The organism is Rhizobium sp. 768_B6_N1_8 (genome assembly GCF_051811225.1).
Taxonomy (GTDB): Bacteria; Pseudomonadota; Alphaproteobacteria; order Rhizobiales; family Rhizobiaceae; genus Rhizobium.
Genome location: NZ_JBPWPV010000001.1, coordinates 2,941,709 through 2,968,685 on the forward strand (window position 1 = coordinate 2,941,709; position 26,977 = coordinate 2,968,685).

Consider the following 26,977-nt stretch of genomic DNA (forward strand, 5'->3'; position numbering starts at 1 on the left):
CCCTTATCCACCGTACCATTGCGGCCAAGCGGGAAGATAGGCTTTGTGCCTTGCGCGTGGCTGTTACGAAACGAAGCAAGAGCACCGCCGACTACCGGCGGAGGTTATAGTTTGGGTATTGGCTTTGAGGAATCAGCCCGCCGAACTTAAAGGCAAATGACAGTATCTTCTTGGCGTCAGCGTCAACTTCGCATCGGAACTGGATATTGTACCACTTTCCGCCCTTGAAAAAGGCCCCTTTCCTCACCTCAACTACGGTCTCGTTGGTAAGCGGATATGTTGGTAACGCAGCGCCCTGAAATTTCGGATTCTCGTGAATTATTTGCTGGTTAAGTTCTGTCCTGCATAATTCGTCCATGCGTTTGCCTCGCGGCATATTACCCATTGCCGTCTGCGCAATCTGATCGTCTGTCATATTCTGCGAAAACAGCGTCTTTACTTCTGGCAATGGCGCCTTCAATGCCTTATCCTGTCGCTGTACTGGCTTTTTAGGCTCCAAAGGCTTTTCAGGTTCGAAACTCGTCTTCACTTCTTCGGTGGCTGCAGCGACGGGTGTATTCCGTTCTGAATGGGTATCAGTCGCCGCTATCTCAGGCAGTTTCACATCCTCAGGAACCGGATTACCCGTGGGCTGCTCCGATGGTTGCGGTGTTTTAACCGCCTCTGCCGCTCGCTCCTCTATCGGTTGCGGAGATGAAGATGGTGGAGGAAGCGGCGTATTCTCTTTCTCCCCCTCCGATGCGTTTCCGTTTACCGACTTCGCTGGGCCGCTGTTTTTGTCTCCAAACTCGAAAACAGGCGCGCTTCCGCCAGCGCGCGTTTGCGGCGAAGGCGATGGCGCGGGAGAAGGAGCCGGCGGAGGAGGAGGTGGTGGTGGCGGAGGAGGAGGCTCAGCCTTTGCCTGCTCCTTCGGCTTCTCTTCCTCTTTCGGCTTTTCCTCCGGCTTCTTTTCCTCCGGTTTTTTCTCCTCAGGCGGCGGGACGAGTTCCACCTTCACGCTTTCGTCGTCAGCAGGTTTCGCCTGGATCTTCGGCAGGCCGAAAATCAGAAGCGCGACAACAGGAACATGCAGAAGTACAGACGCAATGACACGCCAGCGAACGCGAGGCTCCTGGTGCTCCTTTTCGTGATCGGTATCTGCCGGTTCGACGTCTTCTTCTGTCACAGCAGCGATGTGGCCTTTAAAACTGGCAGCATCAAGCCACAAATCGAAAAAACCTCGTGAACTTTGCCCACAGCGCTTCTCGCTCCTGGCTCACTGATCGGCCTCGCCATCATCGGCGACCAGATTGTGTTCCTGCCACTCGCTCCTCGGAATGGCGTCACCTATGGCAAAGGCAAAGGCGACAACCGCCTGCCCCGCTGGGTCGACCTCGCAATGGAACCGGACGTTGAACCAGCTGCGCTTGCTGCGAAAAGCCCCGCCATCCACCTCGACGCTGTTACCCCTCACCTTCTCCGCTTTCATGGCATAGGGCGCAACGAGGTCAGGGGCAGAGCCCGGACGCGAACGGCTGATCTGCTCCAGCGCTTCGAGATTGCAGAGCTGCAGATTGCGCTCCCCGCCGGACAATGTGCCGAGCAACTGGCGCGCCTCGCGACTGCGTGGACTGGCCAGCGTCTTTCCCGAAAAGAGCTCTTTTGCCTGCGTCAGCTCCGGCGGACCCGACGTCACCGGCTTCGGCGATGTTGGCAATGGAGGAGGCATCTCCCTCGATGCCGTCTCGGCTGCCGGCGGGGCATCCTCTCCCGCGGCAGAATTTGCTTTGTCTTCGCTCTTGTCCGGCAGCGGCTGGACAGCAGGCGGCGGAGCTGGAGTGGTGATCGCGGACGGTGTCACGACTTCAACGTCGATGCTGTCTTCCGGCGCAGGCCTGATGGACTGCACATCAGGCAGGAAAGCAAGCAGAAGCAGGCCGATGACCAGATGCAGTACGAGCGACACCGGCCAGGCCGGATCGAACTTTCCTCTCTGCAACTGGCCGGCATGTTCCATCGGCAAGGCAAGTCCATGCTCTGGGTTCAAGGCGCAGCGACACTGCCAGCGCCGCGGGACAACCGCAACGCCGCATCCGGCTCATCACCAGCTATTGGCCATCCTGACCTACGAGAGCGACGCGATGATGTCGCGGTAGTTCACTTCCGAAAATGCCTTCATGGTTTTCGTGCGGACGTTTCCGCCTGTGGCAAGAGACAGCGTGAAGCGCGCCATCACGCGATCATCAGGCGCCTCGCAAACGGCCACCATGTCATATTCGCCCATGGTGAGATAAAACTTGTCGAAGGAACCGCCCATGCCGCCGAGCATGTTCCTTGCCGCATCCAGTCGCTTGGCAGAATCCTTCACGTTCCGGATGCCCTGATCGGTCCAGTTTATCAGCAGAATGTAGGTGGTCATGCTGCACCTCCCGACGGAGGTCACGGTCACGCGGCGCATGATACAGCTCGCACGCCGCGACCGCTCTCTTCCCCCGCTACCGAAATTATAGGCCTGTCACCACATAGGGACAAGCGGCGCGAGAGTCATCAATCGGGCTAGACGTTCCCCGACGGGCTAATCCACTCAGGATCGCAGGCAGAGAAAAACCCGGCCAACAAGGCTGGCCGGGTTCTGGTATCGATCGTCTGGAAGACGTAAAAGCTCAGCTGTCGAGGAACGAGCGCAGCTTTCTCGAGCGGCTCGGATGCTTGAGCTTGCGCAGCGCCTTCGCCTCGATCTGGCGGATACGTTCGCGGGTGACCGAGAACTGCTGGCCGACTTCTTCGAGGGTGTGGTCGGTGTTCATGCCGATACCGAAGCGCATGCGCAGAACGCGCTCTTCGCGCGGCGTCAGCGATGCCAGAACGCGGGTCGTCGTCTCGCGCAGGTTCGCCTGGATGGCGGCGTCGATCGGCAGAAGCGCGTTCTTGTCCTCGATGAAATCGCCGAGATGCGAATCTTCTTCGTCGCCCACAGGGGTTTCGAGCGAGATCGGCTCCTTGGCGATCTTCAGGACCTTGCGGACCTTTTCGAGCGGCATGGCGAGCTTTTCAGCCAGTTCTTCCGGCGTCGGCTCACGGCCGATTTCATGCAGCATCTGGCGCGAAGTGCGGACGATCTTGTTGATCGTCTCGATCATGTGCACCGGAATGCGGATCGTGCGGGCCTGGTCGGCGATCGAGCGGGTGATCGCCTGACGGATCCACCACGTCGCATAGGTCGAGAACTTGTAGCCGCGGCGGTATTCGAACTTGTCGACCGCCTTCATCAGGCCGATATTGCCTTCCTGAATGAGGTCGAGGAACTGCAGACCGCGGTTCGTGTACTTCTTGGCGATGGAGATGACGAGGCGAAGGTTCGCTTCGACCATTTCCTTCTTGGCGATACGCGCTTCACGCTCGCCCTTCTGCACCATGTGCACGATGCGGCGGAATTCCGAGATCGAAATGCCGGTTTCCGTTGCGAGATTCTGGATCTCCTGGCGGATGTCGCGGATCGTCGTGTTCTCGCTCTTGGCGAATTCCTTCCAGCCGCGGGCAGCCAGATTGCCGATCGATTTCATCCAGTTCGGATCGAGCTCGGCGCCCTGATATTGTTCCAGGAACGAGTCGCGCTTGACGCCGTAGGATTCGGCCAGACGCAGCAGGCGGCCTTCGTTCTGCACGAGGCGCTTGTTGATGTCATAGAGCTGCTCGACCAGCGCATCGATGCGGTTCTGGTTGAGCGACAGCGACTTCACGGCCTTGATCAGTTCGTCCTTGAGCTCCTTGTAGCGGCGCTCCTGGGCGGAAGACAGCGTGCCGGTGGCGGCAAGGCGCTGCTCGACCTGCTGGTCCTGCAGCTTGCGCAGCTTCTTGTAGGTCTCGGCAATGATGTCGAGCGTTTCCATGACCTGCGGGCGAAGCTCGGCTTCCATCGCGGCGAGAGAGAGGTTCGATTCGTCCTCGTCCTCTTCCTCCTCTTCCGGAGGCATGCCTTCGCCGCCGACATCGGTGATGTCGTCGTCGCCGGAACGGGCCCGGCGGGTCTTTTCCTTTTCCTCGGCAGCCTTGCGGTCGGCCTCGATCTTCTCGGGGCTCTGGAACTGCGGGGCAGCCTTGGCTTCCGGACCGGAATAGGTCGTTTCGAGATCGATGATCTCGCGCAGCAGCGTCGTGCCTTCGTTCAGTTCGTCGCGCCAGATGATCAGCGCCTGGAACGTCAGCGGGCTCTCACAGAGGCCTGCGATCATCGTTTCGCGGCCGGCCTCGATGCGCTTTGCGATGGCGATTTCGCCTTCCCGCGACAGAAGCTCGACGGAACCCATTTCGCGCAGATACATGCGCACCGGGTCGTCGGTACGGTCGGTCGGCTCTTTCTTCTTGGCGGTCGCAAGCGCGGTACCGCTGGAAGGTGCGAGTTCGCCGCCCTCACCGTCCTCACTATCAGAGCTGTCGTCGTCATCGCTACCGGAAGCGCCGGCTTCCTCGGCTTCTTCGTCTTCGATGACGTTGATGCCCATATCTGACAGCATCGACATCGTGTCTTCGATCTGTTCGGACGTCACTTCTTCGGAAGGCAGGACGGCGTTCAGCTCGTCCATCGTCACATAGCCGCGCTTCTTGGCGGCCTTGATCATCTTCTTGACCGCGTCATCGGAAAGATCGAGAAGAGGGCCGTCGCTTGCGCCGTCGCGTTCGACTTCCGCTTCTTCGTTCTCTTTGACCTTCGTTGCCATTTATATCGTCGCCTTCCTGACGCTATTCATACTCGCTTCGGTGAATGGCCCTGTCGTGGCCTGGCACGTGCGCGCCGGCCTCGAATCACCTATACCCACCTAACGGGATGACATTTAAAGCCTGATTAACCACGATAGCCGGCATCGGACAGCAAAATTTCATTGCTATTGGATTTCCGGCCATGGTTGTGCGATCCGCCTTGACCCAGTTCACCGCTCAAGTCGAACGGTGATTCCCACAAAATTCGTTCTCGTCAAGCTTTTCCAGAAAAAAAGCCCCCGAAAACCCGGAAAAAGCCTTATCCACAGGCTTTGAACCGCGCCAGCGATTGCTACGCTTATTTAGTATGTCACCAGGGAAAGACAAGGGCTTTCGGATAAACACGAGAATAGCTGCGGATCATTCCAACCGCACGCCACAGATTCTTCGCAAATCGCCAACATGAGTTGCAAAAGCAAATCGCGCACGATTATGGCGAATCTCTAATTCTTCAAAAGCCATAATCCGGTGGTGGGGCGAGGATCGCGTTGAGAAATAAGCTGATCATTCTGGCAACCGTCCTAGCAGCCGTCGCCGTCAGCGTTCTCGGCTATACGAAGGTAATGGCGAGGATCGGCTCAGGCTCGCCGCCTCCGGACGCGCCGCTTGCGCAACAGGCTGACCTCATTAGGGTCTACAAATCCCAACGCCGCATGGTCCTTTTTCAAAGGCGACACTCCCGTCTCGACGTATCGGATTTCTCTCGGCAGTGCTGCCGATGGAGGGCCGAAGCAACGGGAGGGCGATGAAAAAACTCCGGAAGGGCGTTATGAAATCGACTGGCGAAATCCCAACTCCATGGCGCATCTCAGTCTGCACATCTCCTATCCAAATCCGGCCGATCGGCAGAATGCCGAAGCGAAAGGCCTTGCTCCCGGCGGCGATATCATGATCCACGGGCTTCCCAATGGTTGGGGCTTTCTCCAGAACATGCACCGGCTGTGGGATTGGACGGATGGGTGTATTGCCGTGACCGACCAGGAGATGCGCGATATCTGGGCGCGTGTCCCCAATCATACACCCATCGAAATTACGCCCTAGCGCGACAGACCGTCGAACGCATTCACCGTCAGGGCAGACAGATCGAGCGCCGGAATGCAGCGCAGATTGACGGATGCCATCTCCATGCCATTGGGCGCCCTCGCTTCCCCAAAGGGCGCGATGCCGCACTTGGCGCAGAAGTGATGTTTAATGGCATGGCTGTTGAACGTATAGGTCGACAGGTTTTCTCCCGGCACCGTCAGATGCAGCTTCTCCCGCGGCACGAAGCCCAGAAGCCCGCCGCGCCGGCGGCAGAGCGAGCAGTTGCAATCGACTGCTTCCGTAAACGCGCCTTCAACCGTAAAGGCGATATTGCCGCAGTGGCAGCTTCCGTCGTATTTCATTCCAATTTCCTCACATCCAATCCATCACGACCTTGCCGGAATTGCCCGAGCGCATCGCCTCGAAACCATCTCGAAATTCGTCGATCTTGATGCGATGAGTGATAACCGGCGACAGATCCAGGCCACCCTGCACGAAGGCGATCATCTTGTACCAGGTCTCGAACATCTCGCGGCCATAGATGCCCTTGAGGTTCAGCATCTTGAAGATCACCTTGTTCCAGTCGATCTCGAAACCGGCAGGCGCAATCCCGAGGATGGCGATCTTTCCGCCATTGTTCATCTTGTCGATCATGTCGCGGAATGCGGGCGCGGCACCTGACATTTCAAGTCCGACATCAAAGCCTTCGGTCATACCGATCGATTTCATCACATCGGCGAGGTTTTCCTTCGAAGCATCCACGACGTGATCGATGCCGAGCTTGCGGGCAAGATCGAGCCGGTTCGGATTGATATCGGTGATGACGACCTTGCGTGCACCGGAACGCTTGGCAACCAGCGCGCCCATGATGCCGATCGGCCCCGCACCCGTCACCAGCACGTCTTCGCCGACGAGATCGAAGGAGAGCGCGGTGTGAACGGCATTGCCGAACGGATCGAAGATCGCTGCGATCTCATCCGTGACATCGTCGGGGATAGCAACGACATTGGCTTCCGGAATGCAGACGAACTCGCCGAAGGAGCCCGGCCGGTTAACGCCGACGCCGAGCGTATTGCGGCAAAGATGCCCCCTGCCCGCACGGCAGTTGCGGCATTTGCCGCAGACGATATGGCCTTCGCCGGAAACACGTTCGCCGACGCGGTATTTGGTAACGGCGGAGCCGATCTCGGCGATCTCGCCGGAGAATTCGTGACCGACCACCATCGGCACCGGAATGGTCTTCTGCGCCCACTGATCCCAGTTCCAGATATGCACGTCCGTGCCGCAGATCGCCGATTTCTTCACCCGGATCAGCACGTCGTTCGGGCCGACTTCCGGCACCGGCACGTTCTCCATCCAGAGGCCGACTTCGGGCTTCGCCTTGACCAGTGCTTTCATCATGTTGGACATGATCTTTTCTCTCCTCAAGGCTCTTAGATAACGCCGAGTTCACGGCCCGCTTCGGCAAAAACGGCAATCGCCCGCTCCACGTCCGCCTTCGAATGCGCAGCCGACATCTGGGTGCGGATACGCGCCTGCCCTTTCGGCACGATGGGGAAGGAGAAGCCGATCACATAGACGCCCTTTTTCAGCATCAGTGCCGCCATATCCTGCGCAAGCTTCGCATCGCCCAGCATGACCGGGATGATCGCATGACCCTCGCCCGCCAGCGTGAAGCCGAGTTTGGTCATTTCGGAGCGGAAGAGCGATGCATTGGCCGTCAGCCGCTCACGCAGCGCATCGCCATTTTCAATGAGGTCGAAGACCTTCAGCGAGGCGGCGGCAATGACCGGCGCCAGCGTATTGGAGAAGAGATAGGGGCGCGAGCGCTGCCGCAACCACTCGACGATCTCGGCCTTAGCCGAAGTATAACCACCGGACGCGCCGCCGAGCGCCTTGCCGAGCGTACCGGTGATGATATCGATACGGCCTTCGACGCCGCAATATTCCGGCGAGCCGCGGCCATGCTTGCCGACGAAGCCGACGGCGTGGCTGTCGTCCACCATGACCATCGCACCGTACTTTTCCGCAAGATCACAGACGCCCTGGAGATTGGCGATGATACCGTCCATCGAGAAGACGCCATCGGTCGCAATCATCTTGAAGCGGCTGCCTTCGGCCTTCTTCAGCTCCTCTTCCAGCGCCGCCATATCATTATTGGCGTAGCGGAAACGCTTGGCCTTGGAGAGGCGCACGCCATCGATGATCGAGGCATGGTTCAGCGCATCGGAAATGATCGCGTCCTCTTCGGACAGCAGCGTCTCGAACAGACCGCCATTGGCATCGAAGCAGGAGGAATAGAGGATCGTGTCTTCCATGCCGAGGAAGGACGAGATACGGGCTTCAAGCTGCTTATGCTCTTCCTGCGTGCCGCAGATAAAACGCACCGAGGCCATGCCGTAGCCGTACCGGTCAAGCGCCTTCTTACCGGCGTCCGCCAGTTCCTCGTTATCGGCAAGGCCAAGATAGTTGTTGGCGCAGAAATTCAGCACGCGTTCACCAGAGGCAACGGCGATTTCGCCGGCCTGCTTCGACGTGATGATGCGCTCTGATTTATAGAGGCCAGCATCCTTGAGCGCAGCCAGTTCGCCGCGCAGGTGCGAGAGGAAATTCGAGGTCATTGAGGGCCCTTCTCTTGATGTTTCCCGTCTAAGCGTCGGTTAGCATATTGCCGCTGGCTTGTCTTGCTCAACGCTCGACCGTGACAAGCAGAAACATCGGCCGGTCGAGCTCTTCGACCCATTCGGGATGCGCGGTCAGATCCTGCTCGTTCGGCGCCCATTCTTCGACATGGCGGATCGTAAAACCAGCCGATATCAGCATATTGATAGTCGTGCCGAGGCGGCGATGCTGCTTGACGACACCCTTCGCCAGCCAGTCCGTTGTGCGGCTTCCCTCGACGGCATAGCCGTCGAGCGGCCATATGCGCTGCCCATCGGCATCAGTGCTCCAGCCGGCATTGCGCGGCGCCATGAAGATCGGATGCTCGATCGTAAAGACGAAACGCGAACCGGGAACGAGCGCCCGGTAGACTGTGGCGACAAGCCGCTCGAAATTTTTGACATAGTGAAAAGCGAGCGAACTATGCGCGAAATCGAATGAGGCTTCCGGCAGTTCCAGCTCTTCGAGATCGGCAATCCCATAGGTGATCGCCTCATCATGCGTATCCGCCCTAGCCCGGCCGATCATGTTCTCGGATATGTCGAGGCCGAGGACACTTGCAGCACCCACCGAGCGAGCATGGCGGGCAAACCAGCCGAAACCACAGCCGAGATCGACCACCCGCTTGCCTGTGAGATCAGGTAATTGCGCCCGAACCGCCGGCCATTCGGCCGCACCCTCAAGCCCTTCGACCGAGCGGCGCATGGCGCTGTATCCGGCGAAGAACTCCGCCGTGTCATAGATATTCTGGCTCATGATAATCCTCCGGATGGCCCTTATAGGATACCATCCATCATCATCTCAAGGATCGGGCATCTCAGGGATCGGGACCGTCGCCGATCTCCACGAGGCCGAACCTATGCTGGATCGGCAGGATCGCTTCCGGTGTCGCCGCACCAGCCCGTTCGAGCTCCACGAAGAAATGCTCGAAGCCACCAGGCGTGACGAAGCCCATCATCCGGCCCATGCCATCGCTGACATTGCGCCAATGATGCGGAACATTCGGCGGCAGCACGACGACGGAGCCGACGGGCGCCTCGATCATCTCGTTTCCGCACCAGAAACGATAGCTCCCCTCGATGACCCGAAAGACCTCCGTCTCCCGCGTGTGCATATGCCGCGACGGGCCGGTGCCTGGCGCCGAGAAGGTTTCCCATATGCCATAGGCGCCGGCGGTTTCCTCCGCCGTTGCATGAATGAAGACCTGCCCGCCATGCGGATGTCTGGCAATCCGCTCACGCCCGGGCAGTGATGCGACTGCTCTGTTGAAATGTGCCATTGAAGTTCCCCAAACTCTGGAACAACCCTAGCAGAGATCTGTGCCGATTGCAGCGGAAGGTAGGTGCAACCGGACTATTCGTCGTGGGAGAGAATGATATCGAGGAAAGCGTCGCCGTAGCGCTCGAGCTTCGATTGGCCGACGCCCGAAATGCCGAGAAGCTCCTTGCGGCTGCGCGGCCGCTCGGTGGCAAACGCAATCAGCGTCGCATCCGGGAAGACAACATAGGGCGGCACGCCGAGTGACTTGGCAATCGACATGCGCTCGGCCCTCAGCGCTTCAAAGAGCGTGCCATCCGCCCCCGAAAGTCCGGTCCTGCGCTCAGCTCGCTCAGTCTTCTTCGCTCTGCGCTCGGAAGGCGCGCGATCCTTGCGGAAGAAGACCTCACGCTCACGCTTGAAGACGGCGCGCGCCTCGGGCTCCAGCTTCAGGGCTCCGAACGCTTCATGATCAACACGGATCAGCCCCATCGCCATCAGCTGGCGATAGACCGATTGCCAGGTGCGAACGGCAATATCCTTGCCTGCGCCGAAAACAGGCATATCGACATGGCGAAAGCGCTCGGTCTTTTCATTGCTATTGCCGACAAGCACATCGATCACATGCCCGGCGCCGAAACGCTCGCCGGTGCGGTAGATCGCAGCCAGCGCCTTGATCGCCGCTTCCGTTCCGTCCCAGGTCTCGACCGGCTTCAGGCAGGTATCGCAACCGCCGCACTTACCACCATGCGCCTCGCCGAAATGCGCCAGGATCGCTTGGCGCCGGCAGGAAGCCGTCTCGCAGATCGCCAGCAGCGCATTCAGCTTGCCGCGCTCGATGCGCTTGATCTCGTCGGCCGCATTGCCTTCATCGATCATCCGCCGGCGCTGGATCACGTCGGCCATGCCATAGGCCATCCACACCTCGGACGGCAGGCCGTCACGTCCGGCGCGGCCCGTTTCCTGATAATAGGCCTCCACCGAGCCCGGCAGATCGAGATGGGCGACATAACGCACGTTCGGCTTGTCGATCCCCATGCCGAAGGCGACTGTCGCGACAAGGCAAAGCTCTTCTTCCTTCAGGAAAGCATCCTGGTTGCCGTCGCGCAGCGCCCGGTCCATACCGGCATGATAGGCGAGCGCCCGGATACCCTGTGTGTTCAGCCAGTCGGCGGTTTCCTCCACCTTGGCCCGCGACAGGCAATAGACGATGCCGCTATTGCCTTTGTGGCCGGAAAGGAAACGCAGGAGCTGCTGGCGCGGCTGGTCCCGCTCGACGATCTCATAGGAAATGTTCGGCCGGTCGAAGCTGGTGGTGAAGACTTCGGCATTGTCGAGCATCAGCCGCTCGATAATATCCTCCTGCGTATGCGGATCGGCCGTCGCCGTCAGCGCGATGCGGGGCACACCGGGATACTGTTCCGCAAGCTTGCCGAGTTCGCGATATTCCGGCCGGAAATCGTGGCCCCATTGCGAGACACAATGCGCTTCATCGATAGCAAAGAGCGCGATCTTCGTATTGCCGATCAGCTCGCGGAACCCATCCATCAGGATGCGCTCGGGCGTCACATAGAGTAGATCGAGATCGCCTGAGGAAATGCCGCGACGGATCGCGCCATATTCTTCGCGCGAAATCGAGGAATTCAGTGCCGCAGCACGGATCCCGAGTTGCTTCATCGCCTCCACCTGATCACGCATCAGCGCAATCAGCGGCGAGACGACGATACCAAGACCCGGGCGGCAAAGAGCCGGGATCTGGAAGCAGAGCGATTTGCCCGCACCTGTAGGGAAGAGCACGACGGCGTCGCCACCGGCGACGACATGCTCTACGACTTCCTGCTGCCGCCCGCGAAAGGCGGGATAGCCGTAGACACGCTTCAGCACATCGAGCGGCTTGGCCGCGCCTGAAAACAGCGCGTCGGATGCGGAAAACAGCGGCTCGTGGCTTTCAATCTGCGGCATCAGTGGCTCGCAGCGCCCTTGACGCGCCCGGAGAGCACACCGAAGCCATCGATAATTGCTTCCTGGTTTTCGAGCCGCAACGCCTCGAAATGCACTTCCTGCGAAGCGCGCATCAGCCGGTCGATCTCGGCATCGTCGCCCGCCTCGGTCGCCTGGGCGATATCACGCTCCAGCTCGATCTTCTGCCAGCGCAGATCCTTGGCGCGCTTGTGGAAGGCGAGCGCCTGGCGATAACCCTCACGGGCATCTTCCATCGCTGCCTGCTCGGTAGCCGTCCAGAGCCGGGCATTACGCACCTGCTGGTCAAGGTTTTTCAGGAGCGAACCGAAGCCAGCGACATCAAGGCATTCCAACAGGTAATCACGCGTCAGATGTGGCCCGGCGACAACGGCAGCTGCTCCCAGCATCGCCGACCAGAGCTTCTGCAGATCGCGATTGTCATAATCGATGGCAGCGATCTCATCATAATCGTCCAGCATCAGCGCGGGATGGTTGACGACGGTCAGCGCCAGCACACACTCCCGGAGCGCCGCATTTTCCTGATGGCCGCGCACGAGCCCCGAACGGGTCAGGCGATCCGATGCGAATGCCTGCGTTCGAGGCCCTCCAGCCTTCCCGCCCCGCTCCTTCTGCCCACGGAAATTGCCCCCGCCGAAATTGCTGCCTCCTGAAAAATTGCTGCCGCCACCGAAGTTGCGCCGGTCGCCGCCGCGGTTCTGGAACTGCGGCTGGAAGAAGCTGTTCAGCCGGTCGCGCATGTCCTGCTGGTAATGGCGCCGCACATTCTCGTCACCAATGACGGCAACGAGCTGTTTCAGCCGTGCTTCCAGCTCGGCGCGCGCCTCAGGCGTATCGAAGGTCCCGTTTCTCGCCTCGCGGTCCCACAGCATTTCCGACAGCGGCTTTGCCTGCGCCATGACCTTGTCGAAAGGCGCCCTGCCGTCCTGACGCACGAGATCATCGGGGTCCTTGCCGTCAGGCAGCAGCGCAAAACGCACGCTCCGCCCCGGCTTCAGATGCGGCAGCGCCAGATCGGCGGCGCGGTTGGCGGCGCGAATGCCGGCGCCGTCGCCATCGAAGCAGAGCACCGGCTGCGACGTCATCTTCCAGAGCAGATCGAGCTGGTTTTCGGTCAGCGCCGTACCGAGCGGTGCCACGGCATTCTCGATACCGGCCTGATGCAGCGCAATGACATCCATATAGCCTTCCACGGCAATGATGGTGCCCTCGCCATTTGCGCCCTGCATCGCGCGGCGCGCCCGGGCGAAATTGTAGAGCACGTTACCCTTGTGAAAGAGTTCGGTCTCGTTGGAATTGAGATATTTCGCCGGCGCATCCGGTGACATGGCGCGTCCGCCGAAAGCAATGACCTTCTCGCGCGACGACAGGATCGGGAACATGATGCGGTCGCGGAACCGGTCGTAGGAAACAGGCACATTCTCGTGCACCACAAGCCCGCAGGCCTCGATCTGCTCCTTGCTGACACCCTTGCCGGCCAAAAATTCCTTAAGCGCATTGCGGCTGTCGGGTGCAAAACCGAGCCGGAAGGTCTCGATGGTGCGCCCCGTCAACCCGCGGTCGCGCAGATAGGCGCGTGCCCTCGCACCATTCGCCGTCTGCAGCTGGTCCTGAAAGAACTGGGTCGCCATTTCCATGACGTCGAGAAGCGAGGTACGCTCCTTCTCGCGTCTTTCCATCTGCGGATCGGCGACCGGCATCGGCACGCCGGCCATGTCGGCGATCGTCTGCACCGCCTCGGGAAAGCTCAGGCCTTCGAGCTCGGTCAGGAAGCGGAAATGATCTCCGGTCACGCCGCAGCCGAAGCAATGGTAACGGCCCTTGCGATCCTCGCAATGGAAGCTCGGCGACTTCTCGCCATGGAACGGGCAGCAGGCCCAATAGTCGCCGCGCGACACGTTGGTCTTGCGCTTGTCCCAGCCCACGCGCCGCGCAATCACGTTCGAAATGGGAACGCGGTCGCGGATATCGTCCAGGAAGGTGGGGGAAAAGCGCATCTCTACCTCTTGCAGAACATCCATATAAGCAGCTTTACCGCGCCGCGCCACGAAACTTCTGCCGTAAATCCCGCTTTTCACAGGGCGCAGGACATTGTCACATACGTCGGCCAATGCCACTCAACAACGTGTTATCGGCCCCTGACTGGGGGTGCGACATTTTTGACATTTTCCAAGTTCCGAGAGAATGGCGCCGTCCATATCAAGGAAAGCCGGTTCGGAGAAAGAATATGCAAAAACAATAAGTTAAAAGAGATCTGAGTGGATTGCCCAGGCTTTTTCGGAGTGCGCGGCCGAACTCCATATTCACATCCCGAGAGGCCGAATCCGAGATTATTATATTTTTGTAATTTGAATAAGCCGGGGGCTGGCCATAAGTTCGAACTCAACAAAGCGATCCCCAAGCGAGGCACCATCCCTACCCCCGGCGCCGCCTCGTAAGGGTGCCTTTGCAAATACCCGCCGGCTTGGGTTTCGACCCTGCGTCGCTGACGGAAGCAAAGAGCAAGAAGGCAGGAGCGCCCCCAGCTCCTGCCTTCTTAATTTTTGGGCTATGCGCAGCCGCTTTTATTGAGCTTTACCTTACCAATTAACCCCTAAAATACAAAAGCATTGACACTTCCAATAGGCGTGGCAAATGAATGCGCGAAACTCCTGGACAGCGCTATGGCCTACACCGCAGAAAATCTTGCAGCCGACGATAGTTTTCTTGCTGCAATTCTTCATTGTGCCAATGAAATGCTCGCGATTTATCGCGACAGCCCGCGTATTGCATCGATATTCGCCGCACAGCAGCGCTGGCTGATGGCGCATACTGGTTTTGCTCTCTATTACGGCTATCCTGGTGAAGAGAGGCGCGGCCTCTATTCCGGCCGCTTCATCGATTTCGTCATCCAGAACAAGATCGCCAGCCGCAACACGGCAGCTGCCTTCGTGCAGGAAATGCTGGTCTACCGGTTTCTGCGTCCCATTCCGGGCGATGACAAACGTACGCGCTTCCTTGAGCCGACGGAAACGGCGGAGCATCATTTTACCAAATGGCTGGTCGCCCATCTGATGATTCTGGATAGCCTCGATGGCGGCCGCCGCGCGGAAAATCTGATGGCCGATCCAACATTGATCGCCCGCCTGCAGCCGCTAATCGCCAAGAAGATCATCGAAACCGAAGCAGTGCGCGATCCGGGCGCTACCTTCAATCTCTTTAATTGGGCCAATTCCGGCGGCCTCGTGATGGACTATCTGATTTCGCGCCTGCCGGGCTTTCCGCGTTCTGCCGATCGCGTCATCGTCGGCCCGTTGTCGCTGCGCGAGATTCGCGATCAGTTCATGATTTCCAATACCCACCTGAAACGCCTGCTCGCGCAGGCCGCCGATATGGGAAGCGTGGGATGGACCGAACCGCCGAGAAAGGGCGATTTCTGGCTCTCCCGCGGTTTCGTGCTCGAATATTGGAACTATCAGGCGGCGAAATTCGCCATCATCGATTCAGCCGCCGAAGCCGTGCTTGGGCCTGCGGTCGAAGAACAACCGCAGGCAAGGCGCCTTATTTCAGCAGCTCTTTGACGGTGCCGGAAGCCTTGGCAAAGTCCATCTGGCCGGCATAGCGCTCTTTCAGAGCAGTCATGATCTTACCCATGTCCTTCGGGCCTTCGGCGCCGACTTCCTTGATGATGACGGCGATATTGGCACGCACCTGATCGTCGGAAAGCTGCTTCGGCATGAAGTCCTGGATAACGACAATTTCTGCGCGCTCCTTGGCTGCAAGCTCGGGACGGGCGTTCTCTTCGTAAATCTTCGCCGACTCATCGCGCTGCTTCACCATCTTGGCGAGGATCTGCAGCACTTCGTCGTCGCCCGCCTCTTCCTTGCCGACGCCGCGATTGGCGATGTCGCGATCCTTGATCGCGGCCTGGATGAGGCGGATGGTGCCGAGACGCTCCATCTGCTTCGCCTTCATGGCTTCTTTGAGCTGGGTGGCGAGTTGATCGCGCAGCATGTCATTACTCCTTCTGAGGCACCGGACCGAAAAGTGTGAAGGGGCTTTTCAGATAAGCCGATGCTTGAACAAAAACTTGAAGCAGCGAATCCGTTTCCCGGCCCGCCGCTCTGGAATGGCGCTTTCATAAACCACGCTGATGTGTGGGATCAAATAAATTGCGAGAATCCCGGCAATATCGGCAGGAAAAGTGCCGCAATCTGCAGTACAAAGATTGACCTAGGCAGAGAGCGTGGCTATCTACCGCCACCTGCACCAAAATTCGTGATCAGGCGTCAAACGCGACCAAAGCCGCGCGCCTGCACCTGCGAGATCAAATGGCCGGCTCGCGTTTTCAGAACGCCAAGCCCGCCGGAAACGGGATGAAGATGACCGCGACAGCACCCTGGACAACCGAAAAGCCGACCGCCCTGCTCGTTCTTGCAGACGGCACGGTCATCGAAGGCAAAGGTATCGGCGCAACCGGCAGCGTTCAGGCGGAAGCGGTCTTCAACACGGCGCTCACCGGCTACGAGGAAATCCTCACCGACCCGTCCTATCTCGGCCAGATCGTTACCTTCACCTTCCCGCATATCGGCAATATCGGCACCAACGAAGAGGATATCGAAGACCTGACGCCTGCAGCACGCCACGGCGCGGTCGGCGTGATCTTCAAGGCCGATATCACCGAGCCCTCGAACTACCGTGCTGCCAAGCATCTCGACGCCTGGCTGAAGGCCCGCGGCATCATCGGCCTCTGCGGCATCGACACCCGCGCGCTAACGGCCTGGATCCGCGAGAACGGCTCGCCCAACGCCGTCATCGCTCACGATCCTTCGGGAAATTTCGACATCGAAGCGCTGAAGGCGGAAGCCAAGGCGTGGAGCGGCCTCGAAGGCCTCGACCTCGCCAAGATCGCCTCCTCCGGCCAGTCCTCGCAGTGGTCGCAGACACCCTGGGTCTGGAACGAAGGCTACGGCGAACTCGCCGCCTCCGACAGCAAGTACCATGTCGTCTGCTTGGATTACGGTGTGAAGCGCAACATCCTGCGCCTCTTCGCCGGTCTCGATTGCAAGGTCACGGTCATGCCGGCAACGGCGAGTGCACAGGATGTGCTCGCCCTTCAGCCGGATGGCATCTTCCTGTCGAACGGCCCGGGCGACCCGGCCGCTACAGGCGAATATGCCGTGCCAGTCATCAAGGAACTGATCAGCACCGATATCCCGGTCTTCGGCATCTGCCTCGGCCACCAGATGCTCGGCCTCGCACTCGGCGCCAAGACCGAGAAGATGCATCAGGGCCACCACGGCGCAAACCATCCGGTCAAGGATCACACGACCGGCAAGGTCGAGATCGTCTCCATGAACCACGGCTTCGCGGTCGACACGAAGTCGCTGCCCGAAGGCGTTGAAGAGACTCACGTATCGCTGTTCGACGGTACGAATTGCGGCCTGCGCGTTCTCGGCAAGTCGGTCTTCTCCGTCCAGCACCACCCGGAAGCCTCTCCCGGCCCGCAGGACAGCCACTACCTCTTCCGCCGCTTTGTTAACATGGTGCGCGAGAAGAAGGGCGAACCGGCGCTCGCCGAACGCTGATTTCTCATCAGCGCCGCTTCGCAGTCCAGCCTTTTTGATCAAAAGACACGATCTCCTCCCTCATCGAGGGGTCGTCTTCATCAAGATATTGCCTGCTGAAAATACTTTCATAGAAACAGCGCTGACCCGTCTCGTGGCTTTGGAGCGGTGGTATGTCCGACGGAATTATCAAACTGCTGAAACCAGAGGATGCCGAGGTCTTCAAGAAAATTCGACTTGAAGCCTTGCGTTCTGACCCCGCCGCATTCGCCAGCCGCTCAGAAGACTGGGAGATACTGTCTCTTGATGAATGGCGCAGCCGGTTGATTGAAATGCCGGTCTTCGTCGCTTTTCAGGATGATGAACCAGTCGCGATCATGGGGCTGACGTGGCAAAAGCCAAGCAAGATGGCGCACCGGGCAACGCTCATAATGGTCTATGTGCGTGCCAGCCTGCGCGGAACCGGCCTTGCTCTTAAACTTCTGGAGCAAGTGACGCAGCATGCAGATGCCCACGGGATCAGGCAGATCGAACTGGCGGTCAGCGCCGAAAATCGCGCGGCACGCCGATTCTACGAGCGCGAAGGTTTCATCGAAATAGGCCGGATTCCGGGTGCGTTTCTCCACGACGGCGTGGAGATGGATGAGATTGTGATGTCCCGCCGGATAGGCGCCTGGGCGACCAGCCATGTTTCATAACATTGGACACCGTAAACGTCGCTGACGCTATTCTGCATCTGGCGTCCGCGCCAAGATTGGTCCGCTCAGGCGGGCCTTTTTTCTTTGTCCGCATATTGACCTCAACTTAACTTGAGGAATTACAGAACTGCCTGCAACACATCAGATGCAGGAGAAGACTGGATGAGCGGAGCTTTCTACAGGATAGACAAATTCGTCGTGCCGGCTGCGGCGCGTGAGGAATTTCTCGTCAATGTGATGATGACCCATAAGGTGCTGGAGGCACAGGACGGCTTCATCAATCATACGGTGCTGGAACAGGTTGCCGGCCCCGGCGAATTCAATTTCGTCACGGTTGCCGAATGGGAAAGCGCCGATGTCGTCGAACGCGTGCGGGCGGTCGTTGCCGCAGCCCACAAGGCGGCCAATTTCGACCCGCAGGAAATGTTTGCGCGCCTCGGCATCCGCGCAGATATCGCCAGCTACAAGCCTGTCGCCGCCTGATACTAGAGCGCCGTACGTCCATTCGGACGCACAAAGGACGCTCTAACTCTTTGAATCTACGCATAAGGCTTCCGAAAATCGATTCCGATTTTCGGGCCGATGCTGTAGGACGGCCGGCTCAGGCGCCGGCCGCAGCCCCTTCCCGACGAACGAGAATATAGAAGCGCGTGCAGAGCATGGCGGCCGCGGCCGCAAGCCCGACAAGAAAGCCTAACCAGATGCCGAGACCGCCGAGACCGAGCGGGAAGGCAAAGGCCCAAGCGAGGAAGAAGCCGATCGGCCAGTAGGCAATCAGCGCCAGGATCATCGGCACGCGCGCATCCTTCAGCCCGCGCAACAGGCCGCTGGCGATCGCCTGCACCCCATCGACGAACTGGAAGAGACCGGCAATGACGATCAGCGGACCGGCATAGGCCAGCACCTCAGGCGCTTCCGGCAGGCTGACATCGAGGAACAGCCGCGCCAGAAGCTGCGGCACGGTCGCAAAGATGATGCTGCCGATGATCGCAGCGATGCTGGCGATGATCAGCACCGTGATCGCCGCCCGCACCAGCCCGGCATGATCGCCCTGCCCGTGCGCGACACCGACCCGCACCGTTGCCGCCTGGCCGAGACCGAGCGGGATCATGAAAGCCATCGATGCCCACTGCAGAGCGATGCCATGCGCAGCAAGCTCGATCGTGCCGATATGGCCCATCAGCAGCGAGGCTGCCGTGAAGAGGCTCACTTCGGCGAGAATGGTGATGCTGATCGGCAAGCCCAAGCGGATGACTTCGAAAAAGGCATGCCAGTCCGGCTTCCAGAAGCGCACGAAAATTTCATAACGCCGCGTCTCCTCCCTGCCCTGTACATAGGAGAGGATGAAGAGGAAACCGGCCGCCTGCACCGCAACGGACACGATTGCAGCCCCTTCCAGCCCCATCACCGGGAAGCCGAAATGGCCGAGCACGAGGATGTAGGCGCCGATCGCATTCAGCACCAGCATGGCGATGGTGACCTGAAGAATGACGCCGGCCTTGCCGATGGCGCTGACAAGCCCGCGCATGACATTATAGAGCAGACCCGGCAGCACACCGAACTGACCGATGATGATATAACCGTGGGCAAGCTTCGCCACTTCAGGCTTCTGCCCGAAATAACGCAGTATTGCCTCGGAATTGTAGAAGGCCGGCTGCATCAGCAACCAGTAGCAGATGACGACCCAGATACCCATGCGCAGCGAACGGCGCACGCTCACGACATCGCCGCGGCCATAGGCCTGGGCCACCATCGGGATGACGGCAATCGCAAAGCCAGAACCGAAAATCAGGATCGTGAACAGGAACTGCGCGGAAAGCACCATGGCGGCCAAGTGCTCTGCTCCGAGCTGACCGACGATCATCACATCGGTCATGCCGATGCCGAATTGCGCGAGCTGAGCGCCGATCAACGGCACGCCGAGCATCAGCGTGGCGCGAAAATGCGCAGACCAGCGGTTGTCGTTTGCAGGCGCAACGGCGCGCACGTCGATCGGCGTGTCCATGACACTATTCCTGAGATTGAATCGTTACGGGCCGCAGTGCGGCAAAATATCATGTCGGCTTAGAGCAAAGCGACGCAAAGAACCACCCCAAAACAGGCAGATGCTGAAAAATTCATCACGGCTTCACTGTTTTTGATGGATCACTCCGCCGCGTTGAAGGCTTGTGCCGGTGTTTTCGATGTCGTCACCCGCGTCAGGAATACAACCGCAGCAAGGAGGATGAAGAAAGCGGCCAGCAGATAAGGCGCGCCGGCAAAGGTGATCGGTGCATCCGGCTTGGTGAAATAGCCGAACATCTGGGTGAAGATCAGCGGGCCGATGATCGTCGTGATGCTGCCGATGCTGGTAAGCGCGCCCTGCAACTCACCCTGTGCGGATGGCGGCACCTTACCGGCGGCAATGCTGCGCAGCGGCGGATCGGCAACATTCTCCATAACCGTCAGTACGATCACGGTATAGACGACCCAGCCCTCCCAGGCGAAAGCATAACCTGTGAGGGCGGCCATCGAGAAACACAGGCCGAGCAGCGCCGTCTTCCATTCACCGAGTACAGGCACGACACGCGGCAGAACGAGTCCCATGACCACAGCGGCGCCGATCCCGTAGAGGCCGAGAGACAGGCCGATCTGCCCTTCGCTCCAGCCATAGCGGAAGGTCGAGACGAAGGGCCAGACCGAGGGATAGACGGCATGGGCGAGGAAAAACAGGAACATCACGAGGCAAACCCAGCCGATGCCGGGATAGTGCCGCATCTGCCGCAAAGCGCCGAGCGGGTTTGCGCGCTTCCATTCGAAGGTACGGCGGTTCTTCGCTTCGAGCGTTTCCGGCAGCAGGAAACAGGCGGCAACAAAATTGATGAAGGAAAGCGCGGCGGCACCATAGAACGGCACGCGCGGCCCGAACTCGCCAAGGAAGCCGCCGATCACGGGGCCGACGGTGAAGCCGACACCGAAGGCGATACCGATCAGGCCGAAATTCTTGGCGCGGTTCTCCTCGTTGCTGATGTCGGCAATGTAAGCAGAGCAGGTGGCGAAACTGCCGCCACTGATGCCCGCGAGCACCCTGCCGACGAAGAGCATCCAATAACTGGTGGCGATGGCGCAGATGAAATTGTCGAACGCGAAGGTCAGCACCGAGAGCAGCAAGATCGGACGGCGCCCGAAACGATCGCTCAAGTTTCCGAGCAGCGGCGCAAACAGGAATTGCATCAGCGAATAGATCAGCATCAGCCAGCCGCCGTCAACGGCTGCATCGCTGACCGTGCCGCCCGTCAATTGCTCCAGATAAACAGGCAGTACCGGCATGATGATCGCAATGCCGATAACGTCCAGAAAGAGAATGATGAAGACCAGGAAAAGGCCGCGGCGAACGAATTTCGGATCAAGCATAAGACATCTCTACAGCTGATATTTTCTGGAAAGACGATCTCGTCGCCGGATATATGACATAGCCGATTGGAATGACCGAAACAATACGTGAACATTTCAATGTTTTGATGGAGAGACCGCCGAAACAGATGGTTCACGCGCTCTTTCGCTGCTCCATCCGTACAAAATCGACAAAAGCCCGCAATGGCGCGGGCATGTGGTGGCGGCTCGGATAATAGAGAAAGGGGCCGGAAAATTCGCTGTCCCATTCCTCAAGGATCGGCACCAGCCTGCCCTCAGCAATGCCCGACGCAAGCAGTTCTTCAAAGGTACGGATGACGCCGAGACCGGCAAGGGCGGCCTCGATCTCCATCTCCACAGCATTGGCGATGATGGGACCGGATGGCGTAATCACGAGCACTTCGTCACCCCGTTCGAATTCCCAGGCAAGCGAAGCGCCGCTGATGAAGCGATGGCGGATGCAGCTATGCTCCAGCAGATCCCGCGGATGTTGTGGCATGCCCCACTTTTCCAGATAGGCGGGAGCAGCCGCCGTCACATAGCGCTGCCGGCGCGGACCGATCGGCACGGCAATCATGTCGCGCTCCAGCCGCTCGTCATAACGAATGCCGGCATCGAAGCCGGCGGCCAGCACATCGATGAATGTATCTTCGGCAATGATCTCCAGCGTGATCTGCGGGTAGAGCGCCAGAAACCGCACGGCGAGATCGGCCATGAAGAGCTTTACGACGATACCAGGCACGTTGAGCCTGAGCGTGCCCGCCGGACTGTCACGAAAACTGTCGAGCTGACCGAGCGCGGCCGCCACTTCCGCAAGCGCCGGCGAAAGCCTCTCGAGCAATCGCTGGCCCGCCGCCGTCAGCGTGACGGAGCGCGTCGTACGATTGAGAAGCCTGACACCAAGCCGCTCTTCGAGGCGCCGCAGGGAGTCGCTCAGCGACGACGCAGAAACCTCGCGCTTGCGGGCCGCGGAGCGGAAGCTGCGCTCTCTTGCAATTGCGGCAAAGGCATCCAGATCACTGAGGGGAAGGTCGTCCATTGTGCATTTTCCCGTACGGCCCGTTCGAGACTATCCGGATTATCGCACAAATTCGGCTGCGGTAAAACAGCATCCGAAGACGCCATCGGGGCGCCGCTGAAGGAGAAGAAAATGCAGACCTATCGTTTGGGAAAAACCGGTCCAGAAGTCTCGGCTATCGGCCTCGGCTGCATGGGCATGTCGGGCATGTACGGCCCATCTGATCGCGCTGAAAGCATTGCGACCATCCACGCAGCACTCGATGCCGGCGTCAACCTGCTCGACACAGGCGACTTCTATGGCATGGGCCATAATGAAATGCTGATCGGTGAGGCGCTCAAGGGCCGCAAGCGTGAAGACGCCATCATCAGCGTCAAGTTCGGCGCCTTGCGTGATCCCGCCAATGGCTGGAACGGCTACGACGCCCGCCCGATCGCCGTGAAGAACTTCCTTGCCTATACGCTGCAGCGCCTAGGCGTCGATTATATCGACATCTACCGCCCTGCCCGCCTCGATCCGAATGTGCCAATCGAGGACACGGTCGGCGCGATATCAGATCTCATCAAGGCTGGTTACGTCCGCCATGTCGGGCTGTCCGAAGTCGGCGCCGATACGATCCGCCGGGCCGCTGCCGTCGTACCGATTGCCGACCTGCAGATCGAATATTCGCTGATCTCCCGCGGCATCGAAGGTGAGATCCTGCCCGCGACCCGTGAGCTCGGCATCTCCATCACAGCCTATGGCGTGCTGTCGCGCGGCCTCATCAGCGGCCACTGGCAGAAAGGCCAGCAGGGCGCAGGCGATTTCCGGGCCGTCAGTCCGCGCTTCCAGGAAGGCAATATCGATGAAAACCTTGCTTTGGTGGAAGAACTCCGGAAGATCGCCACCCTCAAGGGCGCCTCGGTCGCACAAGTCGCGATCGCCTGGGTAGCGGCACAGGGCAAGGATATCGTACCGCTGGTCGGCGCCCGCCGCCGCGACCGGCTGACGGAAGCGCTCGGCTCCCGCGCAGTGGAACTCACCGCAGACGATCTCTCCGCCATTGAACGCGCCGTGCCGAAGGGGGCCGCCAAGGGCGCCCGTTATCCTGAAGCTCAGCTCAAGCACATGGACAGCGAAAAGTAAGCTGCCCGGCTGACCGGCACCCTGCCTTCGGGCAGGGTGCCGAATATCCTGATCAGATCGGGTTGGAGAAAGTATCGCAGGCCGAAAGCTGTCCGCTATCGAAGCCACGCTTGAACCAGCGCATGCGCTGCGCCGACGTGCCGTGGTTGAAACTCTCGGGCACGACATAGCCCTGCGAACGCTTCTGCAGCGTATCGTCGCCGATCTGCTGCGCAGCGTTCAACGCCTCCTCCAGATCGCCGGCGTCGAGAATGCCTTTCTGCTGCGTATACTTGCCCCAGATGCCCGCAAAGCAATCTGCCTGCAGTTCGACGCGGACCGACATCTTGTTGGCATCGGCCTCGCTCATGCTCTGGCGCGCCTGATTGAACTTCGGCAGGATGCCGAGCAGGTTCTGCACGTGATGGCCGACCTCATGGGCGACCACATAGGCCTCGGCGAAATCGCCGGATGCGCCGAACTGGTCGGAAAGCTGTTGGAAAAAGGCGGTGTCGAGATAAACTTTGTGATCACCGGGGCAGTAAAACGGACCGGTGGCAGCCGAGGCAAATCCACAGGCCGACTGGGTCTGGCCGGAGAAGAGCACGAGACGTGGCTCCTCATAATCCTTGCCCTGCGACTGGAAGATGCCATGCCAGGTATCTTCGGTTTCGGCGAGAACCGTGCGCACGAAGGCGGTCATCTCGTCATTGGCAGGCGCCAGTGGGGAAGACTCGCTCTGCGAATAGCCGGAATCTCCCGTCGAACCGCCGCCGCCATCCATCACCTGCATCAGGTCGATACCCATCGCCTTGAAGATCAGGTAGATGACGACGAGAAAGATGATCGTGCCAATGCTGAGCCCGCCACCACGACGGCCAACGCCGCCGCCTGATGGAAAGCTGAAGCCGCCGCCACGGCCGAAGGGATTGCGTCCCATGCCACCGGATGGATCGCTACGGCGATCCTCGATATTGTCGGACTGACGCCGGCCTTTCCATTCCATGATCGATCTCCCCGGCGATGCGCCTCATGCATGCTCACAGGAGTCAGTTATATATCCGCCGCGAGGACGAATTCCAGCCGCTTCCTCACGCGACCCGGCTGCGGCGCGGACGAAACCCGATGGCCGCGCCGATCGCAGCGGTGACCAGCCCAAGCAGCGCCAGGGCCAGCCAGCTATTGCCGGAGAATGTGACCGCATGCATCAGCCGGCCCGGCAGCAGTGTCGCAAGGCCGGCAACGACGATGCCGCCAAAATACATGCCTGATACGATCCGCCGATGTGTACGGATATCATGCCGCCGCGCGGCAAGAACCGCCCGCCAGCTTCCGGCCAGCACGAGGACGGAAAGAAGATGGATTGGGCTGAAGCCATAGACGAGATTGATCTGGTGGATGAAGAAGCTCGACAGAGCCGTCACCACCATCAGCACCATCCAGATTTTGCCGAGCAGACGATGCCGCGGCGTGCCCTTCGGCCACGCGAGCAGATAGGCGCCGAGGATAGCCGCCGGCACCACGGCGGCAACGTGGACCTGAATGGCAACAGGGGCATTAAGCAGAGGTTCCAGGGTCATGAGCGGCTCCGGTTGAATTCGTCCCCCGTTTCCGGCATGACTGCATTCCTCTCAACAAACATGGCGTAGACGGCGGGAAAACTTCGTGGATCACCCATCCTTGCAATCCACGCTTCGCGAATTGCAGGTCTTCTGGCGCGCGCCGCGCTTCTGGGGAACCTTCCTCGCCATCGTCCTGATCTTCGCGATCACCGGCCCCTATGGGACGATGGAAAGCATGGCGGCCGGCGAGCGCTTCGCCTACTGGCTGGTCCTGCACGCCGTCGCCTGGTCCATCGCCGTCCTATTTTCGGTTCTTGCCGATGCGCTGCTGCGCAAGGTGCTGGACCGCATGTTCTGGCGCATGATGATCGGCTCACTGGTCGCAGCCCTGCCGATCGGCTTTGCAATCGGCCTCTTCGACTATGCCTTCACTGGCAATCCGGCCGCGCTTGGCAGCAGCTTCGCAAGGGCGCTCTTCGCGCTGCCGCTCTGCGCCCTCTTCTGCTTTTTGACCTACCTCGCCATGCATCGGCAGATCGAGCAGGCAACGGCGCAAACACCTCCGGCAGCCTCCGTCCTCGACCGGCTGAAGCCACAGAACCGCGGCGCCCTGCTGCGCCTTTCCGTGCAGGACCATTATACCGAGGTCATCACCAGCCGCGGCCGCGAGCTGGTGCTCCTGCGCTTTTCCGATGCGCTGCGCGAGATCGGAGAAACGCCAGGGCTTCAGGTGCACAGGTCGCATTGGGTGGCCGATGCCCATGTCGAATCCCTGAAACGCGATAACGGCAAGATCCTGATCCTCACCCGTGACGGCACGCAGATCCCGGTCAGCCGGAGTTTTGCCGAGGAAGCCCGCAAACGCTTCGGCTGAAGAAATGCCGGCAAATGCTTGACGCGACTCCTGCTTTCCCGCTTCCTGATGATAAGGAGACCTGGAGGAGAATGCCGATGAAAGCCGTGCGCCTGGAAGCGACCGGAAAGCTGTTTCTGCGCAAGGTCGAAAAGCCCGTTCCCGGACCGGGTGATCTGCTGGTGTGCGTGGAAGCTTGCGGCATCTGCGGCACCGACCGGCATCTTTTCTTGGGTGAATTCCCCTCCCATCCACCAGTGACCCTCGGCCACGAATTCGCCGGCATCATCGAAGCGGTCGGCCCCGAGGTCATCGGCTTCCACCCCGGCATGCGGGTCACGGGCGATCCCAATATCGCCTGCGGGCGCTGCGAGGAATGCCACAACAGCCGCGTCAATCTCTGCCGGAACCTGCAGGCGATCGGGATCCATAAAGACGGCGGTTTTGCCGATTATGTCATCCTTCCGCAGAAACAGGCCTTCGCCCTGCCGCTTGGCCTCGATCCCCTGCACGGTGCCTTTTGCGAGCCACTCGCCTGCTGCCTGCACGGCGTCGATCTCGCCAACATCAAGACAGGCGCTTCCGTGATCGTGCTTGGAGGCGGTGTGATCGGCCTGCTCACCGTCCAGCTTGCCCGGCTCGCCGGTGCGACACGCATTCTTCTGGTCACCCGCAATGCCGAGAAACGCGCGCTCGCAGAAAGCTTAGGCGCCACCGCGAGCTTCGATCCGTCACAGGCGGATGCCGTTAGCAGCATTACCGGAGAAGGTGGATTGCTGCCCGGCGGCGCCGATGTCGTCTTTGAATGTGCTGGTGTGCCCGAAACGATGATGCAGGCTCCCAAGCTTGCAAGACGCGGCGGCACGGCCATCATCCTCGGAGTCATGCCGCAAGGCGCAAAGATTGAGATCGAGCCCTTCGACCTGCTGTTTCGCGAAGTGAACCTCGTCAGCTCTTTCCTCAACCCTTTCACGCACGGGCGCGCCGCCGATCTCATCGCCTCAGGCGCGATCAAGGTGGAGCCGCTGATTTCGCGTCGGATCACACTCGAACAGGCGCCTGAAGCGATCGCCAATCCGGCGCTTGGCGGCGAGATTCGCACGCTCGTCGTGCCCGGCGGGCAATAGGCTTCCAAAGGCCGGTCC

General features: G+C 59.8%; 24 protein-coding genes and 1 pseudogene. 8 read left to right on the forward strand and 17 right to left on the reverse strand.

Annotation, left to right across the window (positions count from 1 at the left end; translation table 11 throughout):
* Positions 1 to 91: 91 nt before the first annotated feature.
* From AB8B33_RS15165 to rpoD, 4 genes are all read right to left on the reverse strand, one after another.
* Positions 92 to 1,207 (reverse strand): DUF930 domain-containing protein, encoded by a 1,116-nt coding sequence (locus AB8B33_RS15165; protein ID WP_439016001.1) that lies wholly within the window; start codon positions 1,205 to 1,207, stop codon positions 92 to 94.
* 48 nt (positions 1,208 to 1,255) lie between these two features.
* Complete coding sequence (locus AB8B33_RS15170; RefSeq protein ID WP_439017257.1) at positions 1,256 to 1,996, reverse strand: DUF930 domain-containing protein; 741 nt, start codon at positions 1,994 to 1,996, stop codon at positions 1,256 to 1,258.
* A gap of 108 nt (positions 1,997 to 2,104) precedes the next feature.
* Entirely contained in the window at positions 2,105 to 2,398 is a 294-nt protein-coding gene (locus AB8B33_RS15175; RefSeq protein WP_113324502.1) for a GYD domain-containing protein, read from the reverse strand.
* A gap of 244 nt (positions 2,399 to 2,642) precedes the next feature.
* Positions 2,643 to 4,697 carry an RNA polymerase sigma factor RpoD gene (rpoD, locus tag AB8B33_RS15180; protein WP_112543627.1) on the reverse strand — a complete coding sequence of 685 codons (2,055 nt, stop codon included), beginning with the start codon at positions 4,695 to 4,697 and terminating at the stop codon, positions 2,643 to 2,645.
* 528 nt (positions 4,698 to 5,225) lie between these two features.
* Here rpoD and AB8B33_RS15185 point away from each other — a divergent pair.
* A pseudogene (locus AB8B33_RS15185) lies at positions 5,226 to 5,778 on the forward strand (L,D-transpeptidase family protein).
* Here AB8B33_RS15185 and AB8B33_RS15190 read toward each other — a convergent pair.
* From AB8B33_RS15190 to dnaG, 7 genes are all read right to left on the reverse strand, one after another.
* Positions 5,775 to 6,122, reverse strand: a complete 348-nt coding sequence (locus AB8B33_RS15190) for a GFA family protein (RefSeq protein WP_439016002.1) — start codon at positions 6,120 to 6,122, stop codon at positions 5,775 to 5,777. The pseudogene AB8B33_RS15185 and the gene AB8B33_RS15190 sit on opposite strands and share 4 nt — an antisense overlap.
* Positions 6,123 to 6,132: 10 nt before the next feature.
* On the reverse strand, positions 6,133 to 7,170 hold the full coding sequence (tdh, locus tag AB8B33_RS15195) for an L-threonine 3-dehydrogenase (RefSeq protein ID WP_113324500.1): 1,038 nt from the start codon (positions 7,168 to 7,170) through the stop codon (positions 6,133 to 6,135).
* A gap of 23 nt (positions 7,171 to 7,193) precedes the next feature.
* Positions 7,194 to 8,381, reverse strand: coding sequence for a glycine C-acetyltransferase (locus AB8B33_RS15200; protein WP_439016003.1), 1,188 nt, complete (start codon positions 8,379 to 8,381; stop codon positions 7,194 to 7,196).
* A gap of 67 nt (positions 8,382 to 8,448) precedes the next feature.
* Positions 8,449 to 9,177, reverse strand: coding sequence for a class I SAM-dependent methyltransferase (locus AB8B33_RS15205; RefSeq protein ID WP_439016004.1), 729 nt, complete (start codon positions 9,175 to 9,177; stop codon positions 8,449 to 8,451).
* Between the two features lie 61 nt (positions 9,178 to 9,238).
* Complete coding sequence (locus AB8B33_RS15210; RefSeq protein ID WP_310387086.1) at positions 9,239 to 9,700, reverse strand: cupin domain-containing protein; 462 nt, start codon at positions 9,698 to 9,700, stop codon at positions 9,239 to 9,241.
* Between the two features lie 74 nt (positions 9,701 to 9,774).
* Complete coding sequence (recQ, locus tag AB8B33_RS15215) at positions 9,775 to 11,640, reverse strand: DNA helicase RecQ (RefSeq protein WP_439016005.1); 1,866 nt, start codon at positions 11,638 to 11,640, stop codon at positions 9,775 to 9,777.
* Positions 11,640 to 13,655, reverse strand: a complete 2,016-nt coding sequence (gene dnaG / locus AB8B33_RS15220; protein ID WP_113324530.1) for a DNA primase — start codon at positions 13,653 to 13,655, stop codon at positions 11,640 to 11,642. The genes recQ and dnaG overlap by 1 nt, the downstream gene beginning before the upstream one ends.
* A 666-nt stretch (positions 13,656 to 14,321) precedes the next feature.
* Between dnaG and AB8B33_RS15225 the strand changes: the two genes are divergently transcribed.
* The gene (locus tag AB8B33_RS15225; protein WP_439016006.1) at positions 14,322 to 15,218 is read left to right on the forward strand and encodes a hypothetical protein; all 897 of its coding nucleotides are present in this window, start codon (positions 14,322 to 14,324) and stop codon (positions 15,216 to 15,218) included.
* On the opposite strand, the gene AB8B33_RS15230 is transcribed toward AB8B33_RS15225, so the two are convergent.
* Entirely contained in the window at positions 15,199 to 15,651 is a 453-nt protein-coding gene (locus AB8B33_RS15230) for a GatB/YqeY domain-containing protein (RefSeq protein ID WP_113324494.1), read from the reverse strand. The two genes, AB8B33_RS15225 and AB8B33_RS15230, sit on opposite strands and share 20 nt — an antisense overlap.
* A gap of 368 nt (positions 15,652 to 16,019) precedes the next feature.
* Between AB8B33_RS15230 and carA the strand changes: the two genes are divergently transcribed.
* From carA to AB8B33_RS15245, 3 genes are all read left to right on the forward strand, one after another.
* The gene (carA, locus tag AB8B33_RS15235; RefSeq protein WP_439017258.1) at positions 16,020 to 17,225 is read left to right on the forward strand and encodes a glutamine-hydrolyzing carbamoyl-phosphate synthase small subunit; all 1,206 of its coding nucleotides are present in this window, start codon (positions 16,020 to 16,022) and stop codon (positions 17,223 to 17,225) included.
* 152 nt (positions 17,226 to 17,377) lie between these two features.
* On the forward strand, positions 17,378 to 17,902 hold the full coding sequence (locus AB8B33_RS15240) for a GNAT family N-acetyltransferase (protein WP_113324493.1): 525 nt from the start codon (positions 17,378 to 17,380) through the stop codon (positions 17,900 to 17,902).
* 162 nt (positions 17,903 to 18,064) lie between these two features.
* Positions 18,065 to 18,385, forward strand: coding sequence for a hypothetical protein (locus AB8B33_RS15245; RefSeq protein ID WP_007824261.1), 321 nt, complete (start codon positions 18,065 to 18,067; stop codon positions 18,383 to 18,385).
* Positions 18,386 to 18,503: 118 nt separating this feature from the next.
* Here the strand turns inward: AB8B33_RS15245 and AB8B33_RS15250 are convergent, their stop codons facing one another.
* The 3 genes from AB8B33_RS15250 to AB8B33_RS15260 form a co-directional block, all read right to left on the reverse strand.
* The gene (locus AB8B33_RS15250; protein WP_439016007.1) at positions 18,504 to 19,907 is read right to left on the reverse strand and encodes an MATE family efflux transporter; all 1,404 of its coding nucleotides are present in this window, start codon (positions 19,905 to 19,907) and stop codon (positions 18,504 to 18,506) included.
* A 140-nt stretch (positions 19,908 to 20,047) separates the two neighbouring features.
* Positions 20,048 to 21,295 carry a TCR/Tet family MFS transporter gene (locus tag AB8B33_RS15255; protein WP_113325104.1) on the reverse strand — a complete coding sequence of 416 codons (1,248 nt, stop codon included), beginning with the start codon at positions 21,293 to 21,295 and terminating at the stop codon, positions 20,048 to 20,050.
* Positions 21,296 to 21,428: 133 nt separating this feature from the next.
* Positions 21,429 to 22,334, reverse strand: coding sequence for a LysR family transcriptional regulator (locus AB8B33_RS15260; protein WP_113325105.1), 906 nt, complete (start codon positions 22,332 to 22,334; stop codon positions 21,429 to 21,431).
* Between the two features lie 111 nt (positions 22,335 to 22,445).
* Between AB8B33_RS15260 and AB8B33_RS15265 the strand changes: the two genes are divergently transcribed.
* On the forward strand, positions 22,446 to 23,438 hold the full coding sequence (locus AB8B33_RS15265) for an aldo/keto reductase (RefSeq protein ID WP_310387067.1): 993 nt from the start codon (positions 22,446 to 22,448) through the stop codon (positions 23,436 to 23,438).
* A 52-nt stretch (positions 23,439 to 23,490) separates the two neighbouring features.
* On the opposite strand, the gene ypfJ is transcribed toward AB8B33_RS15265, so the two are convergent.
* Both ypfJ and AB8B33_RS15275 read right to left on the reverse strand, forming a co-directional pair.
* On the reverse strand, positions 23,491 to 24,423 hold the full coding sequence (ypfJ, locus tag AB8B33_RS15270; RefSeq protein WP_439016008.1) for a KPN_02809 family neutral zinc metallopeptidase: 933 nt from the start codon (positions 24,421 to 24,423) through the stop codon (positions 23,491 to 23,493).
* Positions 24,424 to 24,508: 85 nt separating this feature from the next.
* Positions 24,509 to 24,997, reverse strand: coding sequence for a DUF2306 domain-containing protein (locus AB8B33_RS15275; protein WP_439016009.1), 489 nt, complete (start codon positions 24,995 to 24,997; stop codon positions 24,509 to 24,511).
* 85 nt (positions 24,998 to 25,082) lie between these two features.
* Between AB8B33_RS15275 and AB8B33_RS15280 the strand changes: the two genes are divergently transcribed.
* Positions 25,083 to 25,853, forward strand: a complete 771-nt coding sequence (locus AB8B33_RS15280) for a LytTR family DNA-binding domain-containing protein (protein ID WP_439016010.1) — start codon at positions 25,083 to 25,085, stop codon at positions 25,851 to 25,853.
* A 77-nt stretch (positions 25,854 to 25,930) separates the two neighbouring features.
* Complete coding sequence (locus AB8B33_RS15285) at positions 25,931 to 26,959, forward strand: zinc-dependent alcohol dehydrogenase family protein (protein WP_439016011.1); 1,029 nt, start codon at positions 25,931 to 25,933, stop codon at positions 26,957 to 26,959.
* Positions 26,960 to 26,977 lie beyond the last annotated feature (18 nt).